31 protein-coding genes are annotated in these 24,585 nt (G+C 71.7%); 15 read left to right on the top strand and 16 right to left on the bottom strand.

Annotation, left to right across the window (positions count from 1 at the left end):
* Nucleotides 1–124 precede the first annotated feature (124 nt).
* On the bottom strand, nt 125–868 hold the full coding sequence (locus G4G93_RS23400) for a trna delta -isopentenylpyrophosphate transferase (protein WP_165087689.1): 744 nt from the start codon (nt 866–868) through the stop codon (nt 125–127).
* 363 nt (nt 869–1,231) lie between these two features.
* Here G4G93_RS23400 and G4G93_RS23405 point away from each other — a divergent pair, with 363 nt between their 5' ends.
* The 3 genes from G4G93_RS23405 (at nt 1,232) to G4G93_RS23415 (ending at nt 2,847) form a co-directional block, all read left to right on the top strand.
* Nucleotides 1,232–1,912, top strand: coding sequence for a hypothetical protein (locus G4G93_RS23405; protein ID WP_165087691.1), 681 nt, complete (start codon nt 1,232–1,234; stop codon nt 1,910–1,912).
* A gap of 310 nt (nt 1,913–2,222) precedes the next feature.
* The gene (locus G4G93_RS23410) at nt 2,223–2,456 is read left to right on the top strand and encodes a hypothetical protein (protein WP_165087694.1); all 234 of its coding nucleotides are present in this window, start codon (nt 2,223–2,225) and stop codon (nt 2,454–2,456) included.
* The gene (locus tag G4G93_RS23415; RefSeq protein WP_165087697.1) at nt 2,440–2,847 is read left to right on the top strand and encodes a hypothetical protein; all 408 of its coding nucleotides are present in this window, start codon (nt 2,440–2,442) and stop codon (nt 2,845–2,847) included. Before G4G93_RS23410 ends, G4G93_RS23415 begins: the two co-directional genes overlap by 17 nt.
* A gap of 6 nt (nt 2,848–2,853) precedes the next feature.
* Here the strand turns inward: G4G93_RS23415 and G4G93_RS23420 are convergent, their stop codons facing one another.
* Genes G4G93_RS23420 through G4G93_RS23430 form a run of 3 tightly spaced genes read right to left on the bottom strand, consistent with a single transcriptional unit; the run spans nt 2,854 to nt 6,149 of the window.
* Nucleotides 2,854–3,867 (bottom strand): hypothetical protein, encoded by a 1,014-nt coding sequence (locus G4G93_RS23420; protein WP_165087699.1) that lies wholly within the window; start codon nt 3,865–3,867, stop codon nt 2,854–2,856.
* Entirely contained in the window at nt 3,864–5,816 is a 1,953-nt protein-coding gene (locus G4G93_RS23425) for an AAA family ATPase (protein ID WP_312892232.1), read from the bottom strand. The genes G4G93_RS23420 and G4G93_RS23425 overlap by 4 nt, the downstream gene beginning before the upstream one ends.
* Nucleotides 5,817–5,822: 6 nt before the next feature.
* Nucleotides 5,823–6,149 carry a hypothetical protein gene (locus G4G93_RS23430; RefSeq protein WP_165087702.1) on the bottom strand — a complete coding sequence of 109 codons (327 nt, stop codon included), beginning with the start codon at nt 6,147–6,149 and terminating at the stop codon, nt 5,823–5,825.
* Nucleotides 6,150–6,340: 191 nt separating this feature from the next.
* Between G4G93_RS23430 and G4G93_RS23435 the strand changes: the two genes are divergently transcribed.
* The 4 genes from G4G93_RS23435 to G4G93_RS23450 all read left to right on the top strand — a co-directional run bounded on the left by G4G93_RS23435 (nt 6,341) and on the right by G4G93_RS23450 (nt 8,158).
* Nucleotides 6,341–6,751 carry a hypothetical protein gene (locus G4G93_RS23435; protein ID WP_165087705.1) on the top strand — a complete coding sequence of 137 codons (411 nt, stop codon included), beginning with the start codon at nt 6,341–6,343 and terminating at the stop codon, nt 6,749–6,751.
* Nucleotides 6,752–6,838: 87 nt separating this feature from the next.
* On the top strand, nt 6,839–7,150 hold the full coding sequence (locus tag G4G93_RS23440; protein WP_165087708.1) for an acylphosphatase: 312 nt from the start codon (nt 6,839–6,841) through the stop codon (nt 7,148–7,150).
* 11 nt (nt 7,151–7,161) lie between these two features.
* Nucleotides 7,162–7,869: a DUF599 domain-containing protein gene (locus G4G93_RS23445; RefSeq protein WP_165087711.1), complete on the top strand. Its 708-nt coding sequence runs from the start codon at nt 7,162–7,164 to the stop codon at nt 7,867–7,869.
* On the top strand, nt 7,859–8,158 hold the full coding sequence (locus G4G93_RS23450) for a DUF3253 domain-containing protein (protein ID WP_165087714.1): 300 nt from the start codon (nt 7,859–7,861) through the stop codon (nt 8,156–8,158). The genes G4G93_RS23445 and G4G93_RS23450 overlap by 11 nt, the downstream gene beginning before the upstream one ends.
* Here the strand turns inward: G4G93_RS23450 and G4G93_RS23455 are convergent.
* From G4G93_RS23455 to epmA, 5 genes are all read right to left on the bottom strand, one after another.
* Nucleotides 8,128–8,931 carry a YdcF family protein gene (locus tag G4G93_RS23455; protein ID WP_165087717.1) on the bottom strand — a complete coding sequence of 268 codons (804 nt, stop codon included), beginning with the start codon at nt 8,929–8,931 and terminating at the stop codon, nt 8,128–8,130. The two genes, G4G93_RS23450 and G4G93_RS23455, sit on opposite strands and share 31 nt — an antisense overlap.
* Before the next feature lie 26 nt (nt 8,932–8,957).
* Entirely contained in the window at nt 8,958–9,662 is a 705-nt protein-coding gene (locus G4G93_RS23460) for a ribonuclease activity regulator RraA (protein ID WP_165087720.1), read from the bottom strand.
* A 200-nt stretch (nt 9,663–9,862) separates the two neighbouring features.
* Nucleotides 9,863–10,480 (bottom strand): glutathione S-transferase family protein, encoded by a 618-nt coding sequence (locus G4G93_RS23465; protein WP_165087722.1) that lies wholly within the window; start codon nt 10,478–10,480, stop codon nt 9,863–9,865.
* Entirely contained in the window at nt 10,456–11,529 is a 1,074-nt protein-coding gene (locus tag G4G93_RS23470; RefSeq protein ID WP_165087725.1) for a lysine-2,3-aminomutase-like protein, read from the bottom strand. The genes G4G93_RS23465 and G4G93_RS23470 overlap by 25 nt, the downstream gene beginning before the upstream one ends.
* Nucleotides 11,526–12,593, bottom strand: a complete 1,068-nt coding sequence (gene epmA, locus G4G93_RS23475; protein WP_165087728.1) for an EF-P lysine aminoacylase EpmA — start codon at nt 12,591–12,593, stop codon at nt 11,526–11,528. Before epmA ends, G4G93_RS23470 begins: the two co-directional genes overlap by 4 nt.
* Before the next feature lie 171 nt (nt 12,594–12,764).
* Here epmA and efp point away from each other — a divergent pair, with 171 nt between their 5' ends.
* On the top strand, nt 12,765–13,334 hold the full coding sequence (gene efp, locus G4G93_RS23480; protein ID WP_165087731.1) for an elongation factor P: 570 nt from the start codon (nt 12,765–12,767) through the stop codon (nt 13,332–13,334).
* 39 nt (nt 13,335–13,373) lie between these two features.
* Here efp and G4G93_RS23485 read toward each other — a convergent pair whose 3' ends face one another.
* Nucleotides 13,374–14,336 carry a DUF1624 domain-containing protein gene (locus tag G4G93_RS23485; protein ID WP_165087734.1) on the bottom strand — a complete coding sequence of 321 codons (963 nt, stop codon included), beginning with the start codon at nt 14,334–14,336 and terminating at the stop codon, nt 13,374–13,376.
* 334 nt (nt 14,337–14,670) lie between these two features.
* Here G4G93_RS23485 and G4G93_RS23490 point away from each other — a divergent pair, with 334 nt between their 5' ends.
* Entirely contained in the window at nt 14,671–15,297 is a 627-nt protein-coding gene (locus G4G93_RS23490; RefSeq protein ID WP_165087737.1) for a cold-shock protein, read from the top strand.
* Nucleotides 15,298–15,399: 102 nt separating this feature from the next.
* A complete protein-coding gene (locus tag G4G93_RS23495; protein ID WP_165087740.1) occupies nt 15,400–15,891 on the top strand; it encodes a DUF192 domain-containing protein in 492 nt (163 codons plus the stop codon).
* Nucleotides 15,892–15,930: 39 nt separating this feature from the next.
* Here G4G93_RS23495 and G4G93_RS23500 read toward each other — a convergent pair whose 3' ends face one another.
* A complete protein-coding gene (locus G4G93_RS23500) occupies nt 15,931–16,146 on the bottom strand; it encodes a hypothetical protein (protein ID WP_165087743.1) in 216 nt (71 codons plus the stop codon).
* 232 nt (nt 16,147–16,378) lie between these two features.
* Between G4G93_RS23500 and G4G93_RS23505 the strand changes: the two genes are divergently transcribed.
* Nucleotides 16,379–16,627 (top strand): hypothetical protein, encoded by a 249-nt coding sequence (locus G4G93_RS23505; RefSeq protein ID WP_109959306.1) that lies wholly within the window; start codon nt 16,379–16,381, stop codon nt 16,625–16,627.
* Between the two features lie 232 nt (nt 16,628–16,859).
* Nucleotides 16,860–17,513, top strand: coding sequence for a LysE family translocator (locus G4G93_RS23510; protein ID WP_165087746.1), 654 nt, complete (start codon nt 16,860–16,862; stop codon nt 17,511–17,513).
* A gap of 72 nt (nt 17,514–17,585) precedes the next feature.
* Here G4G93_RS23510 and trhA read toward each other — a convergent pair whose 3' ends face one another.
* The 3 genes from trhA to G4G93_RS23525 form a co-directional block, all read right to left on the bottom strand.
* Nucleotides 17,586–18,311 (bottom strand): PAQR family membrane homeostasis protein TrhA, encoded by a 726-nt coding sequence (gene trhA, locus G4G93_RS23515; RefSeq protein ID WP_165087749.1) that lies wholly within the window; start codon nt 18,309–18,311, stop codon nt 17,586–17,588.
* A 92-nt stretch (nt 18,312–18,403) separates the two neighbouring features.
* The gene (locus tag G4G93_RS23520) at nt 18,404–19,498 is read right to left on the bottom strand and encodes a COX15/CtaA family protein (RefSeq protein WP_165087751.1); all 1,095 of its coding nucleotides are present in this window, start codon (nt 19,496–19,498) and stop codon (nt 18,404–18,406) included.
* Between the two features lie 98 nt (nt 19,499–19,596).
* Nucleotides 19,597–20,736: an anhydro-N-acetylmuramic acid kinase gene (locus G4G93_RS23525; protein WP_206289971.1), complete on the bottom strand. Its 1,140-nt coding sequence runs from the start codon at nt 20,734–20,736 to the stop codon at nt 19,597–19,599.
* A 138-nt stretch (nt 20,737–20,874) separates the two neighbouring features.
* Between G4G93_RS23525 and tyrS the strand changes: the two genes are divergently transcribed.
* On the top strand, nt 20,875–22,149 hold the full coding sequence (tyrS, locus tag G4G93_RS23530; RefSeq protein WP_165087754.1) for a tyrosine--tRNA ligase: 1,275 nt from the start codon (nt 20,875–20,877) through the stop codon (nt 22,147–22,149).
* Nucleotides 22,150–22,369: 220 nt separating this feature from the next.
* Here tyrS and G4G93_RS23535 read toward each other — a convergent pair whose 3' ends face one another.
* Nucleotides 22,370–22,666: a hypothetical protein gene (locus G4G93_RS23535; RefSeq protein ID WP_165087757.1), complete on the bottom strand. Its 297-nt coding sequence runs from the start codon at nt 22,664–22,666 to the stop codon at nt 22,370–22,372.
* Nucleotides 22,667–22,990: 324 nt separating this feature from the next.
* Here G4G93_RS23535 and G4G93_RS23540 point away from each other — a divergent pair, with 324 nt between their 5' ends.
* Nucleotides 22,991–23,572, top strand: a complete 582-nt coding sequence (locus tag G4G93_RS23540; protein ID WP_165087760.1) for a YqaA family protein — start codon at nt 22,991–22,993, stop codon at nt 23,570–23,572.
* Between the two features lie 10 nt (nt 23,573–23,582).
* The gene (locus G4G93_RS23545; protein ID WP_165087763.1) at nt 23,583–24,122 is read left to right on the top strand and encodes a disulfide bond formation protein B; all 540 of its coding nucleotides are present in this window, start codon (nt 23,583–23,585) and stop codon (nt 24,120–24,122) included.
* A 108-nt stretch (nt 24,123–24,230) separates the two neighbouring features.
* Here G4G93_RS23545 and G4G93_RS23550 read toward each other — a convergent pair whose 3' ends face one another.
* On the bottom strand, nt 24,231–24,554 hold the full coding sequence (locus G4G93_RS23550; protein WP_165087766.1) for a hypothetical protein: 324 nt from the start codon (nt 24,552–24,554) through the stop codon (nt 24,231–24,233).
* Between the last annotated feature and the right edge of the window lie 31 nt (nt 24,555–24,585).

A 24,585-nucleotide genomic window follows, 5' to 3' on the forward strand; every position in this document is an offset into this window, starting at 1 on the left:
GCCCGGGGAGCAAGCGCGAACATGATCCGTCCACGGTCACGATCCGGTCAGGGGCCGGGACGGCGCCCAGAACAAAGGCCGCCCGCGCGCGCGGGCGGCCCCGTCATCGACTTGGGGGGACGGGTCACGCCACCGCGGCCTTGCGGCCCTTGGCCGGGTTGCGGGCCGGCCAGCCGAGCGCCACGAGCCGCGCCTTGGCGTGCTCGCGCACCTCGTCGCGCAGGCCCGGCGGCATCGCGGCGAGCGCGGCCTGCGTTTCGGGAGCGAGCATCAGGTCGGTGACGGCGTTGATCGACTGCGCCTGGTCGATGCGCGCGGTCAGCTCGGATTCCGATGCGCCGCCGGTTCCGGCGGGCGCCGCCTCGACGTCGTTGGCGACCTCCGCCTCGCGCTCGGCGTCGTCGGCCTCGCGCGCCGGCTCGGGCCGGCGCGACTGGTTCGCCGCCACCAGGTCGGGCCGGCTCGCCTTGAACTCGTCGGCCTCGTCCTCGGAATAGAGCAGGCCGTGCAGGCCGGCGAGCTTGAGGATCACCCGGTCCTTGGCCCGCTTCTCCGCCATGGCGAAGACGTAGGCCGCCTGCCTGCCGGAGACGCGGTAGTTCACACCGATCAGGGCCTCGCCGATCGACCACTCGGTGCGGTCGCCGTTCGGGCCCGGCATGTGACCGGTCACCAGAATCACCGCCTCGTCCCGCTCCGCCCGCACGATCACCGGCGCATCGAAGCGGATGCGGGCCTGCACGGCGATCCGCTCCAGGGCCTTGTGGTAGATGACGGCGGTGCCCTGCACGCGCCAGACGTTGCCGGCCAGCGGTTCGCCGTAGGTGGCGAGGATATCCGCGATCTGCTTGTCCGTGGTTGCGCTCATCTCGATCGATCTCACCTGCTGACAGCGGCTCCGGACGGGGCGAGACGACCGGTTCCACGTTTGTTCCGTCTAGCATGCAAAATGGGGATGCGCGAGCGTTTTCGCGATATCCGGATCAGACAAATCAGTGCGGCATGATGATGTTTTGTCGCGCCTGTCGCTTGGCGCCACGACCTTGCCAGATCATTCGCGGTCCGTAACGGCCGCGCTTTCAGGGAGGGGATTTCGCCACCGTTGCCCCGGACGGGTATGTTCGCTAAATGTTCCTAAAGAGCTTTCGGTGCAAGACTGTGGCTCGTTGGCTGTATCCCGCCGCACCCAGGTCGCCCTGACGCAAGGTCCCCCGCCTTTTCGGAGTCCCGCATGAGCACCCCCGCCCTCCTCGATTCCTCGACCCTGCTCGAGCGACCGGGCCTGCGCCGCAGCGCGGTGCGGGGCGCGGCCTCCCGGCGCGGCGCGACCCTCGCGCCGGCGGTGCCCCGCCCGGCCCTGGTGGCGGATTTCCTCGCCATCGCCGCCCTCGACCCGGCGGTGGAGCGCCTGCGCGCCGCCCCCGCCCCGGTCCGCCTGGCGCTCGGCGACACGATGGTCGAGCATGCCGCCGATTTCGAGCAATGGCGCACCGACGAGCCGGGCCTGCTGATCGACGTGGTGGCGGAGGCCGATCTCGGCCGCCACCCGTTCCGTACAGCCTACGTGGCGGGCGAGCCGGTCGTGGCCGAGGACGGTCGCCGCTTCGTCATCGAGAGCGCCGCGACCCTGCGGGCCGAGCCGCGGATCTCGACCGTGCGCCTGATCATGGCCTGTCGCCGCACCTCCGTCTCGGCGGGCGACCGGGTGCGGATCCTGCACCATCTCGACGAGTGCGGCACCGGGCGCCTGGTCGAGTGCGCCGCCATGGCGATCAACGCCCAGGATGGCGTCGCGGCGGTGCTGGCGCTGGCGGTCGAGGGGCTGGTGGCGGTGGATACCAGCCGGCCGATCCTGCCCGAGACGCCGGTGCGGCGACGGGCGTTGCCGTATCCGGATCCGTTCGGGTTCTGAGAAGGGAGTCGAGATAGGCTACAGTGTATCTTACAGGACGAATGAAATGCGTCCGCGATCTGTTGCGGGCGCTAAATTTTGTCCATGGATTCACCGTTGAAGCTGATATGGATTATATACAGAAAGATATATTATTCGGTAATATTTGCAAAATATATGAAATTATAATCGATGCCTCTGGGCGGTGCAGAATCGAAAATATTCCTTGCTAGGAGGGTTGGAACGGGGCAGAAAACTGCGAGTTGATAGAGTCCTTCTAACCAATGTCTGGTTATTTGATGCGCGAACAGGGTCGATTTGGGAGGGCGACGTGGCAGAAGAGGTCATCATAGCAGTATCGATATTTTCGATCGCTATTCCTCTAACTCTACTTGCCCGAGAGATGTGGCGAAACCTGTTTCCATCCAGACTCTTCATTAAAGACCGTAATGGCCGCGTCGTCCGCGAGATAACTCCCGAGGCGATCCTTCGTGCCAATCCGACGGAACTGAAGCGCTTCCATGAGATCGTGAAACGTCGGATCCGAGATGACAAAGCCGCGTAGTGGAGCAGTCGGTCAGCACCGTTCACGTCCTCGACGCAAAGCAGTTCTCTCCGGTGTCGCAAGCGCCGGAACCGGATCAGGGTTCATCGTCTGGGCGCAATCGCTTGAGCTGGCTGCGAATACCCGGGTTTTGATCGAGGCTGCGGCTCCTTGGCTCGCCATCGGCGTCGCGAGCCTGTCTCCTGTCCTGGCCGGCATGGGACTCAACTATGCGCGGTATCAGGGCACGCGCTTCCTTCTACGGCGAGCCGAAAAGCTCTGCTCCGAAATTCCCGATGACGAGGCCAACAAAACGACCCGCGCACAGGCGGAGGCGAACGTCCGCGAGCTACGGCAGACGCTGGTCGACATCCTGAAAGACCAGTCGCGCGTGTTCCGCATCGAGTCTTGATCGCCCTCACCCGCTCCGTTTCGCCACCGCCGCCTCCATCAGCGACCGGATCGCCGCCCGCACCGGTTCCGGCGTCTCGTCGCGGGAGAACTTCGCCTCGATCTCCTCGCGGATCAGCGCGCCGTCGTCGCTGCGGGCGAGGTCGGTGGTGGTCTCGGCCTGGAGCAGCGACACGAAGGCGCTCTCGATCCGGCCGATCGCCTCGGGCGAGGGATCGGCGGCGACCTGTCGGCCGGTGAGATCGAACACGTCCGCCGTGAAGGGCAGGCGCTCCTCGGCGAGCGAGAGGTCGCCCGACAGTACGAAGACCGCCGGGACGTGGGCGATCAGGTCGATCGAGCCGCGGGTGATGTTGCCCGGGTTGAACCACAGCGTCTCGCCCACCCGCAGCGGCGGGTGGCGCCTGTGGACGTGGCCGTTGATGGCGAGCGCGCAGCCTGGAATCGCCGCCGGCGGTACCGCGCCGGGATAGCCGGCCCCGAAGGCGAGGTCGTGGTGGGTGAGCCAGACCGTGCGGGCGCTGGGGTCGTCGGCTTGGGGAAAGAGTCCGCGCACGTCGCTCGGGATCGCCTGCCCGAACGGCGTGGCGCCGAGGCCCAGCCGCGTTCCGCCGAGGCGGTAGAGAGCCGCCGGCCCGGATTCCGGCACCACGTCGAGGACGTCGCTCACCGCCAGCATCGCCAGGCTGTCGCCGTCGGAGAGGCGGGTGTGGCGGATGTCGTGGTTGCCGACATTGGCGAGCGGTCGATGGCGAAAACCCTTGAGGATCCGGATCAGCCGCGACTTCAGGCTCTCGTCCGGCTCGACCGGCCGCTCGAACAGGTCGCCGAGGAGGACCGGCGCGAGGTCGCGGTCGTTCGCCAGGGCGACGCAATGCTCGAGCTTGGCCAGGACCGGCGCCGGCCAGTCGGGATCCTTGCGACGTCCGGGACGGCGCGACGAGACGTGCGGATCGCCGATGACGAGGAGGCCGGCGCACGCGACCGGCGCGGCGTCGAGCCGCTCGCGGCCGAGGATCATGCCGCCTCCCCCGCCCGGGCATGGCGGTGCCCGATGAGCAGCGTGGCGGGGGCGGCCGGATGGCCGCAGGCCGGGCAGCGCCCGCCGGTCGTGGCCAGCACCGCCGCCATCTCGGCCTCCGCCGCCGCCAGCCCGTCGCGGGACGCGGCCCCGCGTCCCTGAGCCTCGGCGAGCCGGCGGCCGATCTCGGCGAGGCGGCGGGCGGTCGCGGCGGCGTCCGGCCGGAGCACCGGCTGGGGCAGTCCTGCGGGCAGGCCGCGCAGGGCGGCGGCCCGCCGCTCCGCGTCGGCAAGGTCCCGTGCCAGACGGCGCAGCCGGGCGACGTGGGCGGCGGCCTGGCCCGTCCCGCGCGGCGCGGGCACCTCCGGCAGGTCGGCCAGGGCCGCGACGCGGCCCGCCGCCCCCGCGAGGCCGGCGGCGGTCGCCAGCACCCGCCGGCCCACGACCGCGCGGTGGCGCGCCTCGGCGAGGCTCCGCCCCAGCTCGGCGCCCGTCTCCGGCCCCGGCAGGTCGGCGAGAACCCGGGCCCGGGCGGCGGCGCCGGTGGCGAGGCGGCGGGCCCTCGCGAGACGGTCGGCCAGGGCCTCGCGGGCGCGCAGGCCCGCGGACGCCGCGGCGAGGGTGCCGGCCTCGTCCTGCAGGCCGTGCACGGTCCGGCCCAGGGCGTCGAGCCCGTCGAGGGCGGCGAGGGCTTCGCGCAGCCGGGTGATCTCGCGCTCGCCTTCGCGAACCGTGCGCTGGTCCTCGGTGACCCGCTCGCGCTGGAGCGCCTGCATGTCGCGGATCAGTCCGGCCTCCCGGCCGATCGACAAAACGGCCGAGCGCCGGGCCGGCTTCTCGCCGAGCAGGAAGACCGGGAACTTCTGATGCGCCACGTGGACGTCGAGGTCCTCGACCCGGGTGATGCCGTAGAGCCGCTCGACCCAGGGCGGCACGTCGCGCCCGCCGGTCTCGAAGGTGGTGCCGTTGTCCTGCACCAGGGACCCGTCGGCCTCGTGCAGCGACCACAGGTTGACCGGCGTGCGCTTCGGCTGGCGCACGTAGCGCAGCACCCGGCCCGCGGCGACGCCGATCTCGACCCGCGCGGCGCCGGCGCCCGCCCGCACCAGGCTGTCGCGCACCTCGCCGTAGAACACCGCCCGGAGCGCCCGGATCACCGTCGACTTGCCGTGGTTGTTCGGCCCGACCAGGGCGTTGACCCCCGGCGCCAGCGGCAGGGTCGCATCGGCGAACCCCTGCACGTCGATCAGGCGGATGAAGCGGAAGCCCGCCATCTCGGGCGTCCAGGCCGCGGCACAGGCGGCGGCCGGTCCGTCGATCGCCACCCCGGTCTCGGGGCGCCCGGCGATGCGGCTCACCGTCAACCCGGCCTCGAAGCCGGCGACGTCGTGATGGGAGATCGCCAGGCACTGGACGCCGAGGCGGGCGGCGCCGTCGTCGAGCACCCGGTAGAAGGCCGGCACCCGGTCCGGCGCGATCCAGCAATCGGCCTCGTCGAGGGCGAGAAAGCGGCCGACCCCGGCCTTGACCACGGCGATCAGGCGTAACGCCATCCCGACCACGTTGGTCATCGCGCCGCCATTGTCCTCCAGCACGTCCTCGCGGCCGCCATCCGGGCGCTCGACCCCGATATCGAGGGCCGGCAGGCCGCGCTCGGTGGTCAGGTCCAGGCGCACCGGCTTCTCGCCGGGCAGCACCTCCCGGACGAGGGCGGTGAGCAGCGTCTCGAAGGTCGCGACGCTGCGCCGGTTGGCGTCCTGCTGCAACTCGCGCAGGTAGGTGTCGATCGCGTCGCGCTGGGCGAGCCGGCCCTTGGCGGCGGCGACGGCCTTCGTCCGCGCCGCCAGCGCGTCTCGGTCGCGGTCGCGGGTCGCCTCCAGCCGGGCGAGGAGGCGGCCGGCGCGGGTGAGCGCGTCCTGGATGTCGGCGGAGGTCGTGGGCAGGGTCACAGGGCGTCAGCGGCCCGCATCGAGGGCGTCGAGCCGGTCCTGCACCGCCCGGAGCGACTGCGCGAAGGCCTCGACCCGGCGGGCATTCTCGGCCCGCGCCTCCTCGATCATCCGGCGGATCTCGGCCTCGTCGTCGGTGCCGAGTTCCTCGCGGGCCTGGGCCCGGGCGGCGGCCAGCTCGGCGGTCAGGCGCTCGACGTCGCTCTCGGCCCGGATCCGGTCGGCGCGCAGGCGCTCATAGGCCGGCTGCAACGCCTCGAGCCGCTTGAGCGCCTCGACGTCCGATCCCACCTCCCGGGACTCCGGCTCCTGCCCCTTGCGGCTGCGCTCCATCTCGTTCCTCGCTCTCATCCGGCTGAGGTGGCATCCGGGGCAGCCTTTGGCAACCGCGTCCCGCCCCGCGAAAGTTCCGCCGAAACCTGTTGACGGCCTGTGCAAATCAGACCAGTGTTCCGGAAATGTTCCACACGATGATCCGACCCGGGAGGCGGCGCGGCGTCGCAGCGGAACCTGGGGAGACCGGCATGGAGACCACCCGCCTGGACGACGTCGCGGCCGAGGCTGCCCCGCTGTTCGAGAACCGGGACTGGCGCCTCCACGCGGACGGGCTCGAGCACCGGGAGACCGGCTACTTCATCGACCGCGACGCCTTGAGCGCCCGCCGGCCGGACGGCTACTGGGAATGGCCGCTTCACCTCTCGGAGAAGAGCTGGTGCGGCGTGCGCAGCTTCCGCGAGGCGTTCTCGGCCGCGCTCCAGGCCTTCGGCATCGCGCCCGACCGCAAGCTCACCCTCTCCTTCGCGCTGGGCTTCGGCACCCGGGTCGGCGGCGCCGCTCCGGACGCCTTCGTGCCGCTCGCCGAGCTGGTGCGCCTGCGCGCCCCGGCGCCGCGCTCGGTCGCCGCGATCCGCCCGCTCGTCGCCGCGAGCGCCTGACGCCGCTTCTCTCCCTTTCCTCTCCCTTGGCGCGGGGAAATGCTCTAGACCCCGCCCGGTCGGAAACCATTCGGGGAGCGGAGGATCGTGAGCGGGCAGCGCAGCGTGGCAATCGTCGTCCGGGGCCGGGTCCAGGGCGTCGGCTACCGGGCCTGGACCAAGGGCGTCGCCGAGGCGCGGGGCCTCGCCGGCACCGTGCGCAACCGGCCGGACGGCAGCGTCGAGGCGCATCTCGCCGGGCCGGAGGAGGCCGTGGCGGCGATGATCGAGGCCTGCCGCGAGGGACCGCCCGGCGCCCGGGTCCAGGATCTGCAGGTGCAGGATTTGCCTGTGGCGGAGCTGACGGTCGGCGAGGCGGCCGCGGCCGCACGCGGCGTGCAGATCCTGCCGACCGCCTGACGGGACCCGGCATGCACCCGGATCTGGGCCTGAACAGCTTCTCGCTCCTCGACCTCGCCGCCCTCCTCTGCTTCCTGGCGGCGTGGTGGGGCTATTCCTACGCGGTCGAGCACCTGTCGGGCGGCAAGCGCAGCCTCAACGGCATGATGAACCGTTATCGCCACGCCTGGGCCGACCAGCAGATCGTGCGCGAGAACCGGGTGGTGGACACCACCATCAACGCCTCCCTGCAGAACGGCACCGCCTTCTTCGCCTCGACGGCGCTGATCGCCTTGGGGAGCGCGCTGACCCTGTCGCGCTCCGCCGACGACGCGCTCACGTTGTTCTCCACCCTGCCCTTCGGCGCGCCGATGACCCGGGCGGTGTGGGAGATCAAGGTCGCGGGCCTCGCCCTGATCTTCGTCTACGCCTTCTTCAAGTTCGCCTGGGCCTACCGGCTGTTCAATTACGGCGCCATCCTGATCGGCGCGGTGCCGCCGCGGGAGGGCGACCCGGCGGCGATCGAGCGGGCGGCGCGGCGGGCGGCCGCCATGAACGTGGTGGCGGGCGGCCACTTCAACCGCGGCCAGCGTGCGTTCTTCTTCGCCCTCGCGTATCTCGGGTGGTTCGTCAGCGCCTATGTGCTGTTCGTCACCACCGCGATGGTGCTCACCGTGATGTGGCAGCGCCAGTTCGCCTCCGACGCCCGCCGGGCCCTGCAGGACCACGATGATCCCTGACGATTTCGAGCTCGAACTCACCCTGATGCGCCTCGTCACCGAACGCGGGGCCGACAAGACCGTCTGCCCCTCCGAGGTCGCTCGCGCCCTCGGCGGCCCCCATCCGGACGGCTGGGGCCCCCTGATGCAGCCGGTCCGCCGCCAGGCGGTGCGCCTGATGAAGCAGGGCCGCATCGCCATCCTGCGCAAGGGCAAGGTGGTGGACGATCCGGACGATTTTCGCGGGGTCTACCGGCTGTCGCTGCCGCGATCGGCGGATCAGGGCGCCGGAAACACCGACTCGGTGTAGCCCGACGCCCGGTACGCCACGAGGCCGAGCCATTCGCGCACCGCGACGTCCAGCTCGAACAGCCCGTCCCCGGCCGTCGAATGGAGCGCGACGGCGCCGGGCCCGGTGCGGTAATCGACCGGGTAGGCGGTCACCGTGAAGCCGGCCCGCCGGAAGCAGCCCACCGCCCGCGGCATGTGCCAGGCCGAGGTGACGAGGAGCCAGCGCTCGCCGGGCTTCGGCGTGACCAGTTCGGCGCTGAAGGCGGCGTTCTCGCGGGTGTTGCGGGAGCGGTCCTCGTAGGTGATCCGCTCCGGCGCGACGCCGAGCGAGGCGGCGTGGCGCCGGACGATGTCCGATTCGGACACCGCGCCGTCGCCGGTGAGCCGGCCGGAGCCGCCGGAAAACACCACCGTCGCCTGCGGATAGCGCCGGGCGAGGTCGCCGAGCGCGATCATGCGCTCGCCGGCGTCGTTGACGACGAGCTGCTTGCGGGCAGCCGACAGCCCGGTCTCGACCGCGCCGCCGAGCACCACGATGCCGGCGAGCGGTGCGCCGTCGTCGCGGAATTCCGGGAAGCGGTTCTCGAGCGGGCCGAAGACCAGGGAGGCGAGCGGCGAGACCCCGCCGACCAGGAGGACGAGGCCGGCGCCGGCGACGAGCCCGAGGCCGAGGCGCCGCCAGCGCAAGGAACGTCCTGAACCCGCGAGCCCTGCCCCGGCGAGAACCAGGAGCAGGAGCAGGTTCGACGGTGCCGTGAGGAACCACAGCACCTTCGAGAGCACGAAGAACACCGGGATCGTCCCGGCTCGGGCTCGGATCAGGCCTTGCTGGTCTCGGCCTCGTAGCGGGCGCGGGTCTCGGCGTTCGGCGGATAGAGGCCCGGCAGGGCGACGCCCTTGTCGACCTCCCGCATGATCCAGAGCTCGAGGCGCTCCTGCTCGACGGCGGCCAGCGCCACCTCCTCGGCCAAAGCCGCCGGGATCAGCACCGCGCCGTCGCCGTCGGCCACCACGATGTCATTTGGATAGACCGCGACGCCGCCGCAGCCGACCGGCTCGCCCCAGCCGACGAAGGTCAGGCCCGACACCGAGGCCGGCGCCGCCACGCCGGAGCACCAGACCGGCAGGCCGGTGCCGTCGACGCCCTCGCCGTCGCGCACGACGCCGTCGGTGACGAGCGCCGCGACGCCGCGCTTCTTCATCCGGGCGCACAGGATGTCGCCGAAGATGCCGGCATCCTGCACCCCCATCGCGTCGACCACCGCGATGCAACCCTCGGGCATCGCCTCGATCGCCGCCCGGGTCGAGGTCGGGCTCGACCAGGATTCGGGCGTCGCCAGGTCCTCGCGGGCCGGCACGAAGCGTAAGGTGAAGGCCGGGCCGACCACCCGCTGCCCGGCGGCGAAGCGGGGCATCGGCCCGCGCATCCAGCAGCGGCGGATGCCCTTCTTCAGGAGCACCGTGGTGAGGGTGGCGGTGGTGACGGCCTGCAGGGCGTCGAGGAGCGTCTTGTCGAGCGGCATCGGGCCTTCGGGGGCGTGTGGGGAAAAGGGACGGGGCGAGACCTAAGCAGACTCGCGTCGGCAGGCCAACGCCTCATCCGCCTAGGTTCTTGTCTCGCCGCAGATTTTTATCGCGGAACCGGCGGCCGCCTCTGCGAACTCGGCTTAGCCGATCCGGGGCCGGGCGGCCACGCCTCGGGATGCATGGCCCTCGCCGAGGCTCAGCTCAACGGCGGCAGCGCCGCGCCCGCCGCCGGCCGCGCCCTGATCCGCTCGTACCAGGCCTGCAAGGCCGGCCGCTCGACGCGCGGCACGTCGAGGTGGAGCCAGCGATGCGCCGCGGCGCCGGCCGCGATGTCGGCCGCGGTGAAGCGGTCGCCGACCATGAAGGGACGCCCCATCAGGTGCGCGTCGAGGATCGCCGCGCACTCCTCCGAGGCCGCCACCGAGCGGTCGATGGCCGCCGGGTCGCGCTGCTCGGCCGGCATGCGCACGGTCTGCCAGAACGCGTCCCGGGTCGCGGGCGTGAAGCGGGTCGCCTGCCAGTCGAGCCACTGGTCGACGAGGGCGGCGTCCCGCGGATCCTCCGGCCACAGGCTCCCCGCGCCGTGGCCGCGGGCGAGGTAGCGCAGGATCGCGTTCGATTCCCAGAGGACGAAGCCGTCCTCCTCCATCACCGGCACGAGGCCGTTGGGATTGAGCGCCAGGTAGTCCGGATCGCGCACCCGCCCGAAGGCGCCGCCGGCCTCGACCCGCTCGTAAGCAAGCCCCAGCTCCTCGAGTCCCCACACCGCCTTCTGCACGTTGACGGAGCTCAGCCGTCCCCAGAGCCTGCGCATGGCGTCTCCTCCTCCGATATCGGCGGGTAGGCGTGTTCCCGGCCCGTCGGGTCGGCGACGGTCCAGCCCGCCGGGCCGCCGGTCAGGTAGCCCGGGCCCACCGGAACCTTGCCGTATCCGCCCGGGATGTCGAGGATGTAGGTCGGCTGCGCCAGTCCCGAGACCCGGCCGCGCAAGCGACGCACCAGCGCCTGGCCGTGATCGAGCGTGGTGCGCAGGTGGCCGGTGCCCGGGGCGAGGTCGCCGTGATGCAGGTAATAGGGCTTGACCCGGTTCTCGACGAAGGCGCGCATCAGGGCGGCGAGCGTGTCGGAATCGTCGTTGACGCCGGCGAGCAGCACCGACTGGCTCACCATCGGGATCCCGGCATCGACGAGCCGGGCGATCGCCGCGCGGGCGCTGCCCGAGAATTCCCGCGGATGGTTGGCGTGGAGCGCCACGAACACCGCGCCCTCGAAGCGCTTCAGCGCCGCGACCAGGCCGTCGTCGACCCGGCCCGGATCGACCACCGGCACGCGGGTATGGAGGCGCAGCACCCGGACATGCGGGATGTCCCTCAGGCCGGAGGCGATGCGGCCGAGGCGCCGGGGCGACAGCACCAGGGGATCGCCGCCGGTGACCACCACCTCCCAGATCTCCGGCCGGGCGGCGATGTAGGCGAGGGCCGCATCGAGCTCCGCGTCGGTGAGGCTGCCCTGCCCCTCCGGCCCCACCACCTCGCGGCGAAAGCAGAAGCGGCAATAGACCGGGCAGACGTGGAGGGGCTTGAGCAGCACCCGGTCGGGGTAGCGGTGGACGATGCCGGGCAGGGGCGAATGGGTCTCGTCGCCGATCGGGTCGGCCCGCTCCTCGGGGGCGGTGACCAGTTCCTCCGCCCGCGGCACGAACTGGCGGCCGATGCCGTCATCCGCGTCGGCGATCAGCCCGGCGATCTCGGGGGTGATCGACACGGCGTAGCGCGCCGCCACCCGTTCGAGGGCCGGGAGCCGCTCCGCCGGCACCAGGCCGCTCTCCGCGAGCCCGGCCGCATTGCGGATCGACCCGCTCACCGGGCCCCCTGGGCATCGGGATGGTCGGCGACCGGCGTCCAGATCACCTCGTCGACCCGGCGGGCGCCGGTCGCCAGCATGACGAGCCGGTCGAAGCCGAGCGCGATCCCGCTCGCCTCCGGCATCTGCGCCAGCGCCGCCAGGAAGTCCTCGTCGAGAGGATAGCGCTCGCCGTAGACGCGCTCCTTCTCGTCCATCTCGGCGGAGAAGCGCCGGCGCTGCTCGGCCGCGTCGGTCAGTTCCCCGAAGGCGTTGGCGAGTTCGACGCCGCAGCAATAGAGCTCGAAGCGTTCCGCCACCCGCGGGTCGGCGGGGCTCGGCCGGGCGAGCGCGGCTTCCGGGATCGGGTACTCGCACAGGATCGTCGCCCGGCCGCGGCCGAGCGCCGGCTCGATCCGCTCGACCATGACGCGGCTGAACAGGTCGGACCAGGTATCGTCGGGGGCGGTGCGGAGGCCGGCCTGCGTGAGCGCGGCGGCCAGCGCCGGCCGGTCGGTCCCGGCATCCGGCGCCACCGTCGCCAGGAGGTCGATGCCGGCATGGCGCCGGAAGGCCTCCGCCACGGTGAGCCGCTCCGGCGCCGCGAACGGGTCGGCCTCGATCCCGCGCCAGGCAAAGCTCCTGGCGCCGGCGGTCTCGGCGGCCAGCGCCAGCAAGGCGGCGCAGTCGCCCATCAGGCTGTCGTAGGTCTCGCCCGCCCGGTACCATTCGAGCATGGTGAATTCGGGCTGGTGCAGGGCCCCGCGCTCGCGGTTGCGGTAGACGGGGCCGAGGCTGAACAGCCGCGTCTCGCCCGCCGCCAGGAGCTTCTTGCAGGCGAATTCCGGCGAGGTGTGCAGGTAGAGCGGGTGCGGCAGCCCGTCCGGCCCGATCGCCGTGGTGGCGAAGGCGGACAGATGCGCCTCGTTCCCGGGCGAGACCTGGAGGGCGGCGGCCTCGATCTCGACGAAGTCCCGCTCGGCGAACCAGGCCCGTAGCGCTGCGACGACGCGGTTGCGCGCGAGGAGCCGCGGCCGGCGGTCGGCATGGACGTGGGGGGCCCACCAGGGCGAGGCGCGAGTCATGTGGCGGAGGTCATGGTGCGGACATCGATCGGGTGGCGGGCGACTGGCGGTCGCGCCTGAGATGCGATAGGGCGGGCCGGAAGGCATCCTCTGCCGGCGCGGCGCGCGAACGTGCGCGGCTTGGCGGACGCCGCCGCTCTCTGTCAACGCTTCCAGGTCAGGATTCGCCCCGTGCCGAAGGTCATCGCCAGCTCACTCCGCAAAGGCAACGTCGTCGACAAGGACGGCCGGCTCTACGTGATCCTCTCCGCCGAGAACATCCACCCCGGCAAGGGCACCCCGGTCACCCAGCTCGACATGCGCCGGATCACCGACGGCGTGAAGGTCTCGGAGCGCTACCGCACCACCGAGCAGGTCGAGCGCGCCTATGTCGAGGACCGGGAGCACACCTTCCTGTACAGCGACGGCGAGGGGTACCATTTCATGAACCCCGAATCCTACGAGCAGCTCGCGGTGCCGGAGGACGTGATCGGCGATCAGGCCCCCTACCTCCAGGAGGGCATGGCGGTGATGCTCTCGACCCATAACGGCGTGCCGCTGGCGCTCGAGCTGCCGCAGCGCGTCACCCTCGAGGTGACGGACACCGAGCCGGTGACCAAGGGCCAGACCGCCTCCTCGTCCTACAAGCCCGCCACCCTGTCGAACGGCATCCGGACCCTGGTGCCGCCGCATATCGGCACCGGCACCCGCATCGTCGTGATGACGGCGGACGGCTCCTACGTCGAGCGCGCCAAGGACTGATCCCCGAGGACCGATCGCCCGGGCATCGGGTCGGGGCTTTCAGCCCCCGCCCGCCTCCCGGAAGCAGGCCCGGGACACCGTGATCGCCCGGGCCTGCTCCTCCGCCGTGTAGCCGTCGCCCGCCCGCCACAGGCCCTCGCCGCGCAGTCGCACCAGCACGCAGCGCGCCGCCACCCGGCAGACCGCCGCGCTGCCGCCGGCCTCGGCGCAATTCGCCCGGTACTCGCGCAGGAACGACGCCTCCCCCGCCCGCGGATGCGGCCCGGTGAGCGCCGCGACCCCGTAGAGCAGCCCGAGCAGCAGCGGCTGGTGCACGAGATAGACCGCGAGGCTGTGCCGCCCGGCCGCCGCCGCGACCCGCGCCGGTGCGCTGCGCGGCGCCCACGCCCCGAGCCGCGAGGCCGCGAGCCGCCCGCGCCCGAGCCGGCCGAGGCAGACACCCGCCAGCACGAAGCCGAACCAGGGGAAGAGCGGTACGTAGTCGTTCGAGGTCGGCACCGTGGCGCCGAGCCCGAGGAACAGCAGCCCCGGCGCATCGAGAAAGGCCGGCGCGCCGGCGAGCGCCGCGAGCGTCGGTCCGGCGAGGAAAAGGGCCGCCGCGAGCCCGACCACCGGCAGCGGCGCCGCCAGCGCCGGCAGGGCCAGCACGCTCGACAGGGCGATGCAGTGCAGGATGCCGAAGAAGATCCAGGCGCCGGGAAACAGCCAGAAGGTCGCGAGCGAGATCGCCGCCGCAGCGAGGGCGATGCGCCCGAGCCGCGCGAGATACGGGCGCCAGCCGCCCCGGCCCCGTGCCAGGACGAGGCTCACCCCGACCAGCGCCAGGAAGCTGCCGGCGATGCCGTGCGCCGCCGCGCGCCCGACCGGGGAGAGGGCGGCGTTCTCGGGCGTCAGCCGCAGGAAGCCGAGATCCCAGGTGACGTGGTAGAGGGTCATCGCCGCAAGGGCGACGCCGCGGGCGAGATCGACGAGCGCGAGGCGGCGGGGCGTCGCGGGGGGCATCGGGGTCTGAATCGCGGCTCTCCGGAAGCGGGCTCGGACACGGGTGACGCAAGAGGGTCTCCCGGCGCCCTCATAGCCGAGGCCGACGCCCCTGCCCGCCCCTGCGGCGAAAACGCGCAGTGCGGGACGCGGATCCCCCTTCCGCGCCACAACCGAAGCGCGGCGCCCTCGGAACCTGCCTCCCGGGATTGCAGAATGCGCGGCAGGGAGGCGAATTCGGTGAGGGACATCACCCGGGAGGAGTCTCAACTCGGCGGATTTGGGCTTCCCCGGAGTCATGACTTCGTTAATCTGATGGGGAAGCGCGCGACGCGATTCGAGTGGGTTGCTTACGATGTCGGACGAGTACGGTTCAGCCACGGCCGGGGAGCGGCTGGCGGGCGCGTTCGGGGAGAGCGCGCGCGACATCCGGTCCGGGCTCGACGCCGCAGCGGAGCGCCCGACCGAACTCGTCGAGGTCAGCGGCCGCATCAAATGGTTCGACGTCGCCAAGGGCTTCGGCTTCATCGTGCCGGATAGCGGCGCGGCCGACGTGCTGCTCCACGTCACCTGCCTGCGCCGCGACGGCTACCAGAGCGCCAGCGAGGGCGCCCGCATCGTCGTCGAGGCGGTGCAGCGCACCCGCGGCTGGCAGGCCTTCCGGGTCATCTCCCTCGACCAGACGACGGCGACCCACCCGGCCGAGCTGCCGATGCCGCGCACCCACGTCACCGTGGTGCCGACGAGCGGGCTCGAGACCGCGGTCGTGAAGTGGTTCAACCGCCTGCGCGGCTTCGGCTTCCTGAGCCGTGGCGACGGCACGCCGGACATCTTCGTCCACATGGAGACCCTCCGGCGCTACGGCATCGCCGAGCTCAAGCCCGGCGAGCACGTCATGGTGCGCTACGGCGACGGCTCGAAGGGCCTGATGGCCGCCGAGGTGCGCCTGCTGACCGAAGCGGGGCCGCCCTCCTCCCATTGATCCCCTCGTTTGGGCCGGGGACCGGTCACATTTTGGATTCGCCGGTGTTTCCGGCGGTGAATTCCCATCCCTTTCGTCGGACAATGCGCTAGCTCACGCGTCATGTCGCTCCGCCTCGCACGGCCCCTCGCCGCCTCGCCGCGCCGCCTCCTCGCCGCGCTCGTCCTGCTGCTGCTGCCGGCGCTCGCGCCGTCGGCCGCCCTCGCCGACGGCCCGTTCGAGCCGCTGACGATCGTCTCGCGCTCCGGCCGCCACACCTTCCAGGTCGAGGTGATGCGCGACGATGCCGGGCGCGCTCAGGGCCTGATGTTCCGCCGTACCATGGCGCCGGATCGCGGCATGCTGTTCGACTTCGAGCGCAACGCCCCGGTGGCGATGTGGATGAAGAACACCTACCTGCCGCTCGACATGCTGTTCATCCGCCCCAACGGCACGGTGGCGCGCATCGCCAGCGATACCGAGCCGCTCTCGACCCGCACCATCGAATCGGGCGAGCCGGTGCTGGGCGTGCTCGAGCTCAATGCCGGCACCGCCGCGCGCCTCGGGCTGCACGCGGGCGACAAGGTCGAGCACCCGCTGTTCCGCGGGCGCTGAGAGCGGAGGCCCGGCGGCTGGCCGCCGGGCCCGATTCGGTCAGAAGCCGCGGTTCGAGATGCTCGGGATCGACGGCTGGGTGAAGGCACGGTTGACGTCGGGGCGGCGCTGCGTCCCGTTGGTGTCGTTCGAGCGCACGTAGTTCTTGGTGTCGAAGGTCTCGGCGAGGCCGGTGCCGCGCGGGTCGCCGGCGCTGGTGCAGGCGGCGGCGAGGCCCGCGAGGGTGAGCGCCGCGGCGACACGAAGGAAACGCATGGATCGGTCCTGATTCTCTCGGGCGTCTTGCACTCGGGGCGCCGTTGCCGGGCGTCTGGCGCTGACAGAGCTTCCGGGGTGCCCGGCTCCCGACCGCCCGTCAAGGCGCCGGGCGCCGCCCACCGCCGCAAACCCCTCCCCTGTGCCCCCCGCGCCGCGTTCGGCGGAATGTGTGGAGGGCTGCGATTCTCCGGCTGGCGGAGTCGGGAGCTTTGCGCGAGAGTCCGGGCCGATGAGCAACGTCGTTCCCCTGCTGCGCCCGCGTCCGGCGCCCGATGCCGCCGCCCGCGCCACCGCGTCGGTCGTCTCCGATCTGGTGACGATCGCCGAGCAGCTGCACGACATCGGCGCCCGCGCCGCCTTCCTCGGCCGGCCGCGGGGGGAGACCGAGCGCACGGTGCAGATGGTGCTGGACGCCGTGACGTCGATCGAGCGGGCGCTCGACACGATCACGGATGGCGGGGATTACACGCCGTTCTAGAGCGGTTGCCCGGATAGTCGGCATCTCCGGTCGCGCGTGGCTCCGCCGCGCGCTGCTGCCGTCCATCCCTGCCTTCGATCGGCATCCGCTCTCCTTGCCAGGGACTTTGTTCGGGCTGACATGGAATTGCCCCGATGCCGCTGTGACAAGGATTGCGGCGTCGTATCTGGCTTGCAGCGGGCATGACGCTGGGACAGGATGGATCGTCGATCCATAAAAGTCCGCATGAGCGATGATCAGCCTCGCGACCTTTGCGACGTTCTACGTCGCCGTCCTCGCTCTCCAGATGTCGCCCGGGCCGGATATGCTGCTCATTCTCGGGCGCGGGGTCGGCCAGGGGCGCCGCGTCGCCTTGCTGGCCGCGACCGGCGCGACGATCCTGGCCGCTGCCGTCCAGCTGCCTCTCCTGGCGCTGGGCGTCGCATCCCTCATGCAGGCATCCCCCGTCGCCTTCGCGATCCTGCGCTGGACCGGCGCGGCCTATCTCGTGTGGCTCGGGATCAGGATCCTCACGCGGGCCGGGCAGCGCGACGTGTCGGCCAGGGCGGCCGGTCCCGTGTCGGATTGGACCGCGTTGCGCGAAGGTATGGTGAGCAACCTCACCAATCCGAAGCCCCTGATGTTCATGCTGGCCTTCCTGCCGCAATTCGTCGATCCGACGAACGGCTGGCCGGTGGCCGCGCAATTGCTGCTGCTCGGCGGCATCCAGAAACTGTCCGGCTTCACGGTGCTGGCCGCCGTCGCAGTCGGGGCCGGAAGCATCGGGGGATGGCTGGCGCGCCATCCGGGCCTGATCGCCTGGCAGGAGCGGTTCACCGGTCTCGTGATGGTCGGCCTGGGCGTGCGGCTCGCCCTGAGCGGCGATACGCGGTCCGCCCGGCTCTGACCCGAGCCCGGCTCCGACCCGGCCACTGACCGATCCCGCAATCGTACTCGACCGGGGGGGATCGCGTGTCCCTCACGTCCCCGCGTCGAGCACGCTCCGGAACACCGCCCCGTAATGGCAGGCGGCCGCCGCCAGCACGAAGCCGTGCCAGATCGCGTTCTGGAACGGCAATTGCCGCCAGACGTGGAAGATGACCCCGAGCGAGTAGAGCAGGCCGCCGGCGCCGAGCAGCCACAGGGCCGGCGGCGACAGGGCGGCGATCACCGATTCGTAGGCCATGATGCCGCTCCAGCCCAAGGCCAGGTAGAGCGCGATCGCCAGCCGGTCGAAGCGTCCCGGCAGGGTCAGCTTCACCGCGGCGCCCGCCACCGCCACGAGCCAGATCCCGCCGAGCAGCCCGAAGGCGAAGCTGTCGGTGCCGACCAGGGTCACGAGTGGCGTGTAGGTGCCGGCGATCATCAGGAAGATGGTGGCGTGGTCGGCCCGGCGCAGGCGCCATTTCAGCCGGCCGACCGGGCACATGTTGTAGGCCGCCGAGGTACCGAGCATCGCCACCAGGCCGGCGGCATAGACGCCGACCGCGATCTTCTCGGAGACGGCGAGGTTCGAGAGGGCGGCGCTGATCGTCAGCGCCAGGGCGCCGATCACGCCCAGGCTCACGCCGACCACGTGCACGACGCCGTCCGCCATCAATTCGCGGGGCGTGTAGGTCCAGGCGAGGCTCAAGGGGCGCCCGTCGGGCGCGAAGCGCGCGTTCAGGGCTGAGGGTACGTCCAGGGCTGGCTCCTGCGCAGACATCGGGCCTCCGCTCCGCGACTCCGGGAGACGGCCTCCCGGTCGAACGAGACTAAAGCGGAAGCATGAACGTGGGACGAACGTTCCCGCGACACTCAGACCGCCCGCAAGGCCGCCCGGGCGGGGGCGCGGCAGAGTCGGGCATGGGCGGTCGCCATGCCGAGCACCAGCATCGCGGCGACCTGGTGGGCGAGGCCCGCCCAGAGCGGTACGACCAGCAGCAGCGTAATGATGCCGAGCGCCGCCTGCGCGGCGACGAGGCCGACGAGCGCCGTGGCCCGCCGCGCCGCGCCGGTGCCCGGCAGGGTGCGCCGGACGTCGACGGCGTGGAGAACCGCGAGGATCAGCAGCGCGTAGGCGGTGAGCCGGTGGTTGAACTGCACCAGGGTGACGTTGTCGACGAAGTTCTCGATCCACGGCGAGCCGGAGAACAGGCCTGCGGGGACGAGCCCGCCATCCATCAGCGGCCAGGTGTTGTAGGTGAGCCCCGCCTTCGAGCCGGCGACGAGGCCGCCGAGGGCGATCTGCACCAGCACCAGCGCCATCAGGGCGAGCGCCGTGCCGGAGACACGCGCCGGCACCGCCTCGTCGCGCCGCCGGTCGAGGCCGGAGGCGAGCCAGACGAGGCCGGCATAGATCGCACTCGCCAGCGTCAGGTGCAGGGCGAGCTTGACCGGAGCCACCGCCGTCATGCCCGGCTGCAGGCCGGAGGCGACCATGATCCAGCCGACCGCCCCCTGCAGGCCGCCGAGGAGGCCGAGGCCGAGGAGGCTGACGGACAGGCGCCGGTCGAGCTGGCCGCGCCACCAGAAGAACAGCAGCGGCAGGAAGAAGGCGAAGCCGATCAGGCGGCCGAGCAGCCGGTGGCCCCATTCCCAACCATAGATGAACTGGAATTCCGACAGGGTCATGCCCTGGTTGAGCAGCCGGTATTGCGGCGTCGCCTGGTACTTGGCGAATTCCTCTGCCCAGGCTTGTCCCGAGAGCGGCGGGATCGCGCCGGTGACGGGCTTCCACTCGGTGATCGACAGGCCGGAGCCGGTCAGCCGCGTCGCGCCGCCCACCGCCACCATCGCCACCACCAGGGCGGCCATGACGAAGAGCCAGGTCCGCACCGCGCGGCGGGGCCGGGGGGCCGCCGCGACGGAGGCCGCGGGGCGTGCGAGGCTGAGGGTGGAGGTGCTGCTCATGCGCGCCCGCTTAGCGGCGGGGACGGGGTCCGTGCAACGTCCTGCGGTGCCGCACCGGACAGGCGCGCGCGCCGTCGCGCCGTCCCGGCGCGACGGGGTCACTCGTCCGGCCGTGCCAGCACCCCGCCGCCGATCGCCTCCCGCACGCCGGTCGTCGACGGGAAGGTAATCGGCAGCCCCTCGACCGAGCGCACCGCCAGGTAGGCGAAGGCCTGGGCTTCCAGGAAGGCGGAGGACCAGCCGATCGCGTCGGCGGTCGTGATCTCGGCGCGCAGGTGGTAGTTGAGCTGGCGCAGCAACTCGCCATTGCGGGCGCCGCCGCCGGCGACGATCCAGCGGACCGGCGGGTCGGAGGCGTGGTCGAGGGCGCGGGCGACGGCCCGCGCCGTGAAGGCGGTGAGCGTCGCGGCGCCGTCCTCGGTCGAGAGCTGGCCGGCGAGCTTGTGCGAGAACCAGTTGCGGTCGAGCGACTTCGGCGGCCGGCGCGAGAAGAACGGGTGGATCAGGAGCCAGGCCAGCAGCGGCTCGTCGGGCCGGCCGCGGGCGGCGGTGCGGCCGTTGTCGTCCAGCGCGTGGCCGGTGCGCTCGCGCATCCAGTCGTCGATCAGCGCGTTGCCGGGGCCGGTATCGAAGGCGAGGATGCGGCCGTCCCGGGCGATCAGGGTGGCATTGGCCACGCCCCCGATATTGAGGATGCCGAGGCTCTCGGTGAAGCCCGAGGCCTGGGCCAGCGCCCGGTGGAAGACCGGCACCAGCGGCGCCCCCTGCCCGCCCGCCTCGATGTCGGCGTGGCGCAGGTCCGACACCACCTTGATGCCGAGGCGGCGGCTCAAGTCCCGTCCGTCGCCGATCTGCACGCTCATCTTCTGGTCGGGCCGGTGCACCACGGTCTGGCCGTGGAAGCCGATCACGTCGATCTCGGCGGGGGTCAGGCCGTTCTCGGCCAGGAAATTCTCCACCGCCTCGGCGTGCAGCCGCGTCACCAGCTCCTCGGCCGCGCCCAGGCAGCCCGGCCGCTCGCTGCGCTCGGTCACGGCTTCCGCATCGACGAGGGCCTGGCGCAGCAGCGCCCGGTCGTCGTCGGAATAGGCGCGGTAGCCCGTCGGCCCCAGGGGCTCGAGGTAGCCGTTATGGCTGCGCTCGACCCGGATCGTCTCGCCGTCGGTCTCGATGAGCGCGACGTCGACGCCGTCGAGGGAGGTGCCGCTCATCAGCCCGATCGCCCGCCGCATCGTCATGCCGAATCGCCCCCGTGCCTTTCGGGGCCGGCTTTGCTATGGACCGACCCGTTCCGAATCCGACGGAGCTAGCATGGCGGCGCCGCGCTGTCGCCGAGCCCACGGCAGATTGCCTTCACGAGACTGATCGAGAGTTCCATGGCCGCGCCCACCGACTTCGCGCCGCGTTCCGACTTCCTCCGCGTCCTCCTGGAGCGCGGCTACGTCCACCAATGCTCCGATTTCGCGGGCGTGGACGAGGCCGCCCGCGAGGGCCGGCTGACGGCCTATGTCGGCTACGATTGCACGGCGCCGTCGCTGCATATCGGCCACCTGCTGTCGATCATGATGCTGCACTGGCTCCAGGCGACCGGCGGCAAGCCGGTGGCGCTGATGGGCGGCGGCACCACGCGCGTCGGCGACCCGTCGGGCCGCGACGAGAGCCGCAAGATCCTGACTCTCGACCAGATCGAGGCCAACAAGGCCGAGATCGGCAAGACCTTCTCGCGCTTCCTCGATTTCGGCACCGGCGCCAACGCGGCGCTGATGGCCGACAACGCCGAGTGGCTGACCACGCTCAACTACATCGAGATGCTGCGCGAGATCGGCCGGCACTTCTCGGTCAACCGGATGCTGTCGATGGACAGCGTGCGGCTGCGGCTGGAGCGCGATCAGGAACTGTCGTTCCTGGAATTCAACTACATGATCCTGCAGGCCTACGACTTCGCCGAGCTGAACCGCCGCTACGGCGTGACGCTGCAGATGGGTGGCTCGGACCAGTGGGGCAACATCGTCACCGGCATCGATCTCGGCCGGCGCCTCGGCACGCCGCAGCTCCACGCCCTGACCTGCCCGCTGATGACGACGGCGTCGGGCGCCAAGATGGGCAAGACGGCCTCGGGCGCGGTCTGGCTCAACCCGGACATGCTGAGCCCCTACGATTACTGGCAGTTCTGGCGCAACACCGAGGATGCCGATGTCGGCCGCTTCCTGCGCCTGTTCACCCTGATGCCCCTCGCCGAGGTGGCGCGGCTCGAGAGCTTGGGCGGCCAGGAGATCAACGAAGCCAAGAAGGTGCTGGCGACCGAGGCTACCGCCCTCCTCCACGGCCGCGAGGCGGCGGATGCCGCCGCCGAGACCGCGCGGCGCACCTTCGAGGAAGGCGCGCTCGCCCAGAGCCTGCCGACCGTCGAGGTGCCCCGCGCCGCGATCGAGGCGGGCTTGGGCGTGCTCTCGGCCTTCGGGCCGGATCACGCGGCCCTCGTCCCCTCGACCAGCGAGGCGCGCCGGCAGGTCAAGAGCGGTGGGCTCAAGGTCAACGACGCGCCGGTCACCGACGAGCGCGCGGTGATCGGCGCCGGCGACGTGACCCCGGAGGGCGTGGTGAAGCTGTCCTTCGGCCGCAAGAAGCACGTGCTGCTGCGGGTGGTGTAGGACGTCTGGCCGCTCGCTTCGGCGGGCGGCGCCTCACGTGAAATCGATCGTCCAGGGCCTGCGAGAAAACCCTCCCCCTCTGCTGCGGGGGAGGGTTCGTTCGCGCCGCGAGAAAAGCCCCGCCGTGGCGGGGGCCGGGCGGGGCTTGAGAGTCGAGGTCCAGAGGCCGCAACCCTACAACCGCCCCGGGAGCCGGAGCATCCTCCGTTTGCAGGACGAATCAGGCGTGCGGGCGGGCCCGGCGCCGGGGCGTGACCCGGGCCGTCGCGGCGGGCGCGCAACGCTGCCAGCCCCAATGATCGTAGGCGGTCGTGGCGCGCGCTTCGCACCAGCCCTGGCGGCGCAACGTCGTGGCGTAGCGGTCGCGGTCCTCGCAGGCCTGGTCGGCCAGCGGCGAGACCGGCAGGGCGCAGGCGGCATCGGCGCGCTGCCAGCGCGCGACGAGATCGTCGGCCGCGGCGGGAGCGGCGCCCGCGGCGATGAGCGCGGCGATGAGGATGGGGCGCAGGGGCGGCATCACGCGGGGCCTCGGTGAAACTCGATGCGGACACTCGACGCGATCGATGAACGACGGTCGTTTCGGGGATCGGACGGATTCGCGCAGTTTCGTCAAGCAGAAACCCGCTTTCGCGCAAGGGCTTAATCCTTTCGGCCGAGTCATGGCGCCGGTCCGGACTGTCTCCGTACCCGGGCTTCGACGATCGGCCGTACGTTCTGCTTCGCGCACGCCTTCGTTTCGGGGGCGGTCGTCCGTTCGGCGCTGTGGCCGCCGATGCTCTCGCCAGCGCCGCAATCCTGTGCTCAAAGAGCCCCACCTCATCAGACGGGCTCTCCCAGACCAATGCTGCGCCGCCTCTACGAGTGGATCCTCGCGCTCGCCGCGCGCCCCTCGGCCCCCTACGCGCTCGGCGCGGTCTCCTTCGCCGAGAGCTCGTTCTTCCCGATCCCGCCGGACGTGATGCTGGTGCCGATGGCGGTGACCCGGCCGGAGAAGGCCTGGACCTACGCGCTGATCGCGACGCTGACCTCGGTGGCGGGTGGGGTCGCCGGCTACGCCATCGGGGCGCTGCTCTACGATTCGCTCGGCGCCTGGCTGTTCCACCTCTACGGGCTCGACAAGGGCGCCGACTCCTTCCGGGAGGCCTACGCGCATTACGGCCACTGGGTGATCCTGCTCAAGGGCCTCACCCCGATCCCCTACAAGCTCGTCACCATCACGTCGGGCTTCGCCGGCTACGACCTGTTCTGGTTCGTGGTGTTGTCGCTGATCACCCGGGGTCTGCGCTTCTTCATCCTGGCGGGCCTCGTCGGCCGCTACGGCGTCGGCATCCGCACCGTGCTCGACCGGCACCTGAACGCCGTGGCGGCGGTGTTCGGGGCGGTCTGCGTGCTCGGCTTCGTCGGATTCCGCTACCTGTTCTGAAGGCACGTCCATGGCCCAGGCCTTTCCGGCTCATGCCCTTCCGGCTCACGTCCTCGTCCGGCGCCTCACCGCGCCCCGGCCGGCGGCCCTGCTGCTCCTCGTCGGCGCCGCCGCCACGGTGGGCGGTGCGCTGATCTTCCAGCACGGCCTCGGCTACGTGCCGTGCAAGCTCTGCCTGACCGAGCGTCAGCCCTACTACCTCGCCCTGCCGCTGCTCGCCGCCGCCCTTCTCCTGCCGCGCCGCCTCTCGGGCGCGCTGCTCGGGCTTGTGGCGATCGTCTTCCTGGTCGGGGCCGGGCTCGGGGCCTACCATGCCGGAGCCGAGTGGGGGTTCTGGCCCGGCCCGAGCGATTGCGGCGGCGGTGCCGGACCCGCGCCGGCCGGCGTCAACGACTTCCTGAAATCCCTCGAAGCCACCCGCCCGGTCGACTGCACGGCCGCCGCCTGGCGCTTCCTCGGAATCTCGCTCGCCGGCTACAACGCCCTGATCTCGCTCGCCCTAGCGGCCCTGGCCGCGACCGCCTCGCTGCGGGCCCTGCGCGGCCGGTAGAGCCTCATCCGGTCGCGGCGCGATCGAAAGTTTTTCGGTCCTCGATCCCGTCGCGTGGGTCTTCGACGCAGCGGGATCCACGTCGTCGGACAAGGCTCCGAGGGCGGTTCAGCGCTTCGGCTTCATCACCGTCGGCTCGGCCAGCAGCGCCGCCAGGCGCTCGGAATCGAGGGCCGGCTCGGGCTTCGGCTTCTTGGTATCCTTCTTCGGCTCCGGTCTCGGCTCGACCTTCGCCAGACGAGCGACCTTGGCGGCGGGGGGCGCCGGCACGATCGAGCCGGTGGTGACCGGCTCGTCGAGGGGCGATGCGGGTTTCGCGACGGCGACGAGCTGCGGCGGCTCGCGGTCGAGCTGCGCCGAGCAGACGGCGCAGACCGCGGCGAAGCCGAGGCTCGCGATCGCCGCGAGGGTGAGGTTGGTACGCAGGGACACGGCCGGGTACTCAGGAACGGTTGACCACGGC

Source organism: Methylobacterium sp. DB0501 (assembly GCF_011043735.1).
Classification (GTDB): Bacteria; Pseudomonadota; Alphaproteobacteria; order Rhizobiales; family Beijerinckiaceae; genus Methylobacterium; species Methylobacterium alsaeris.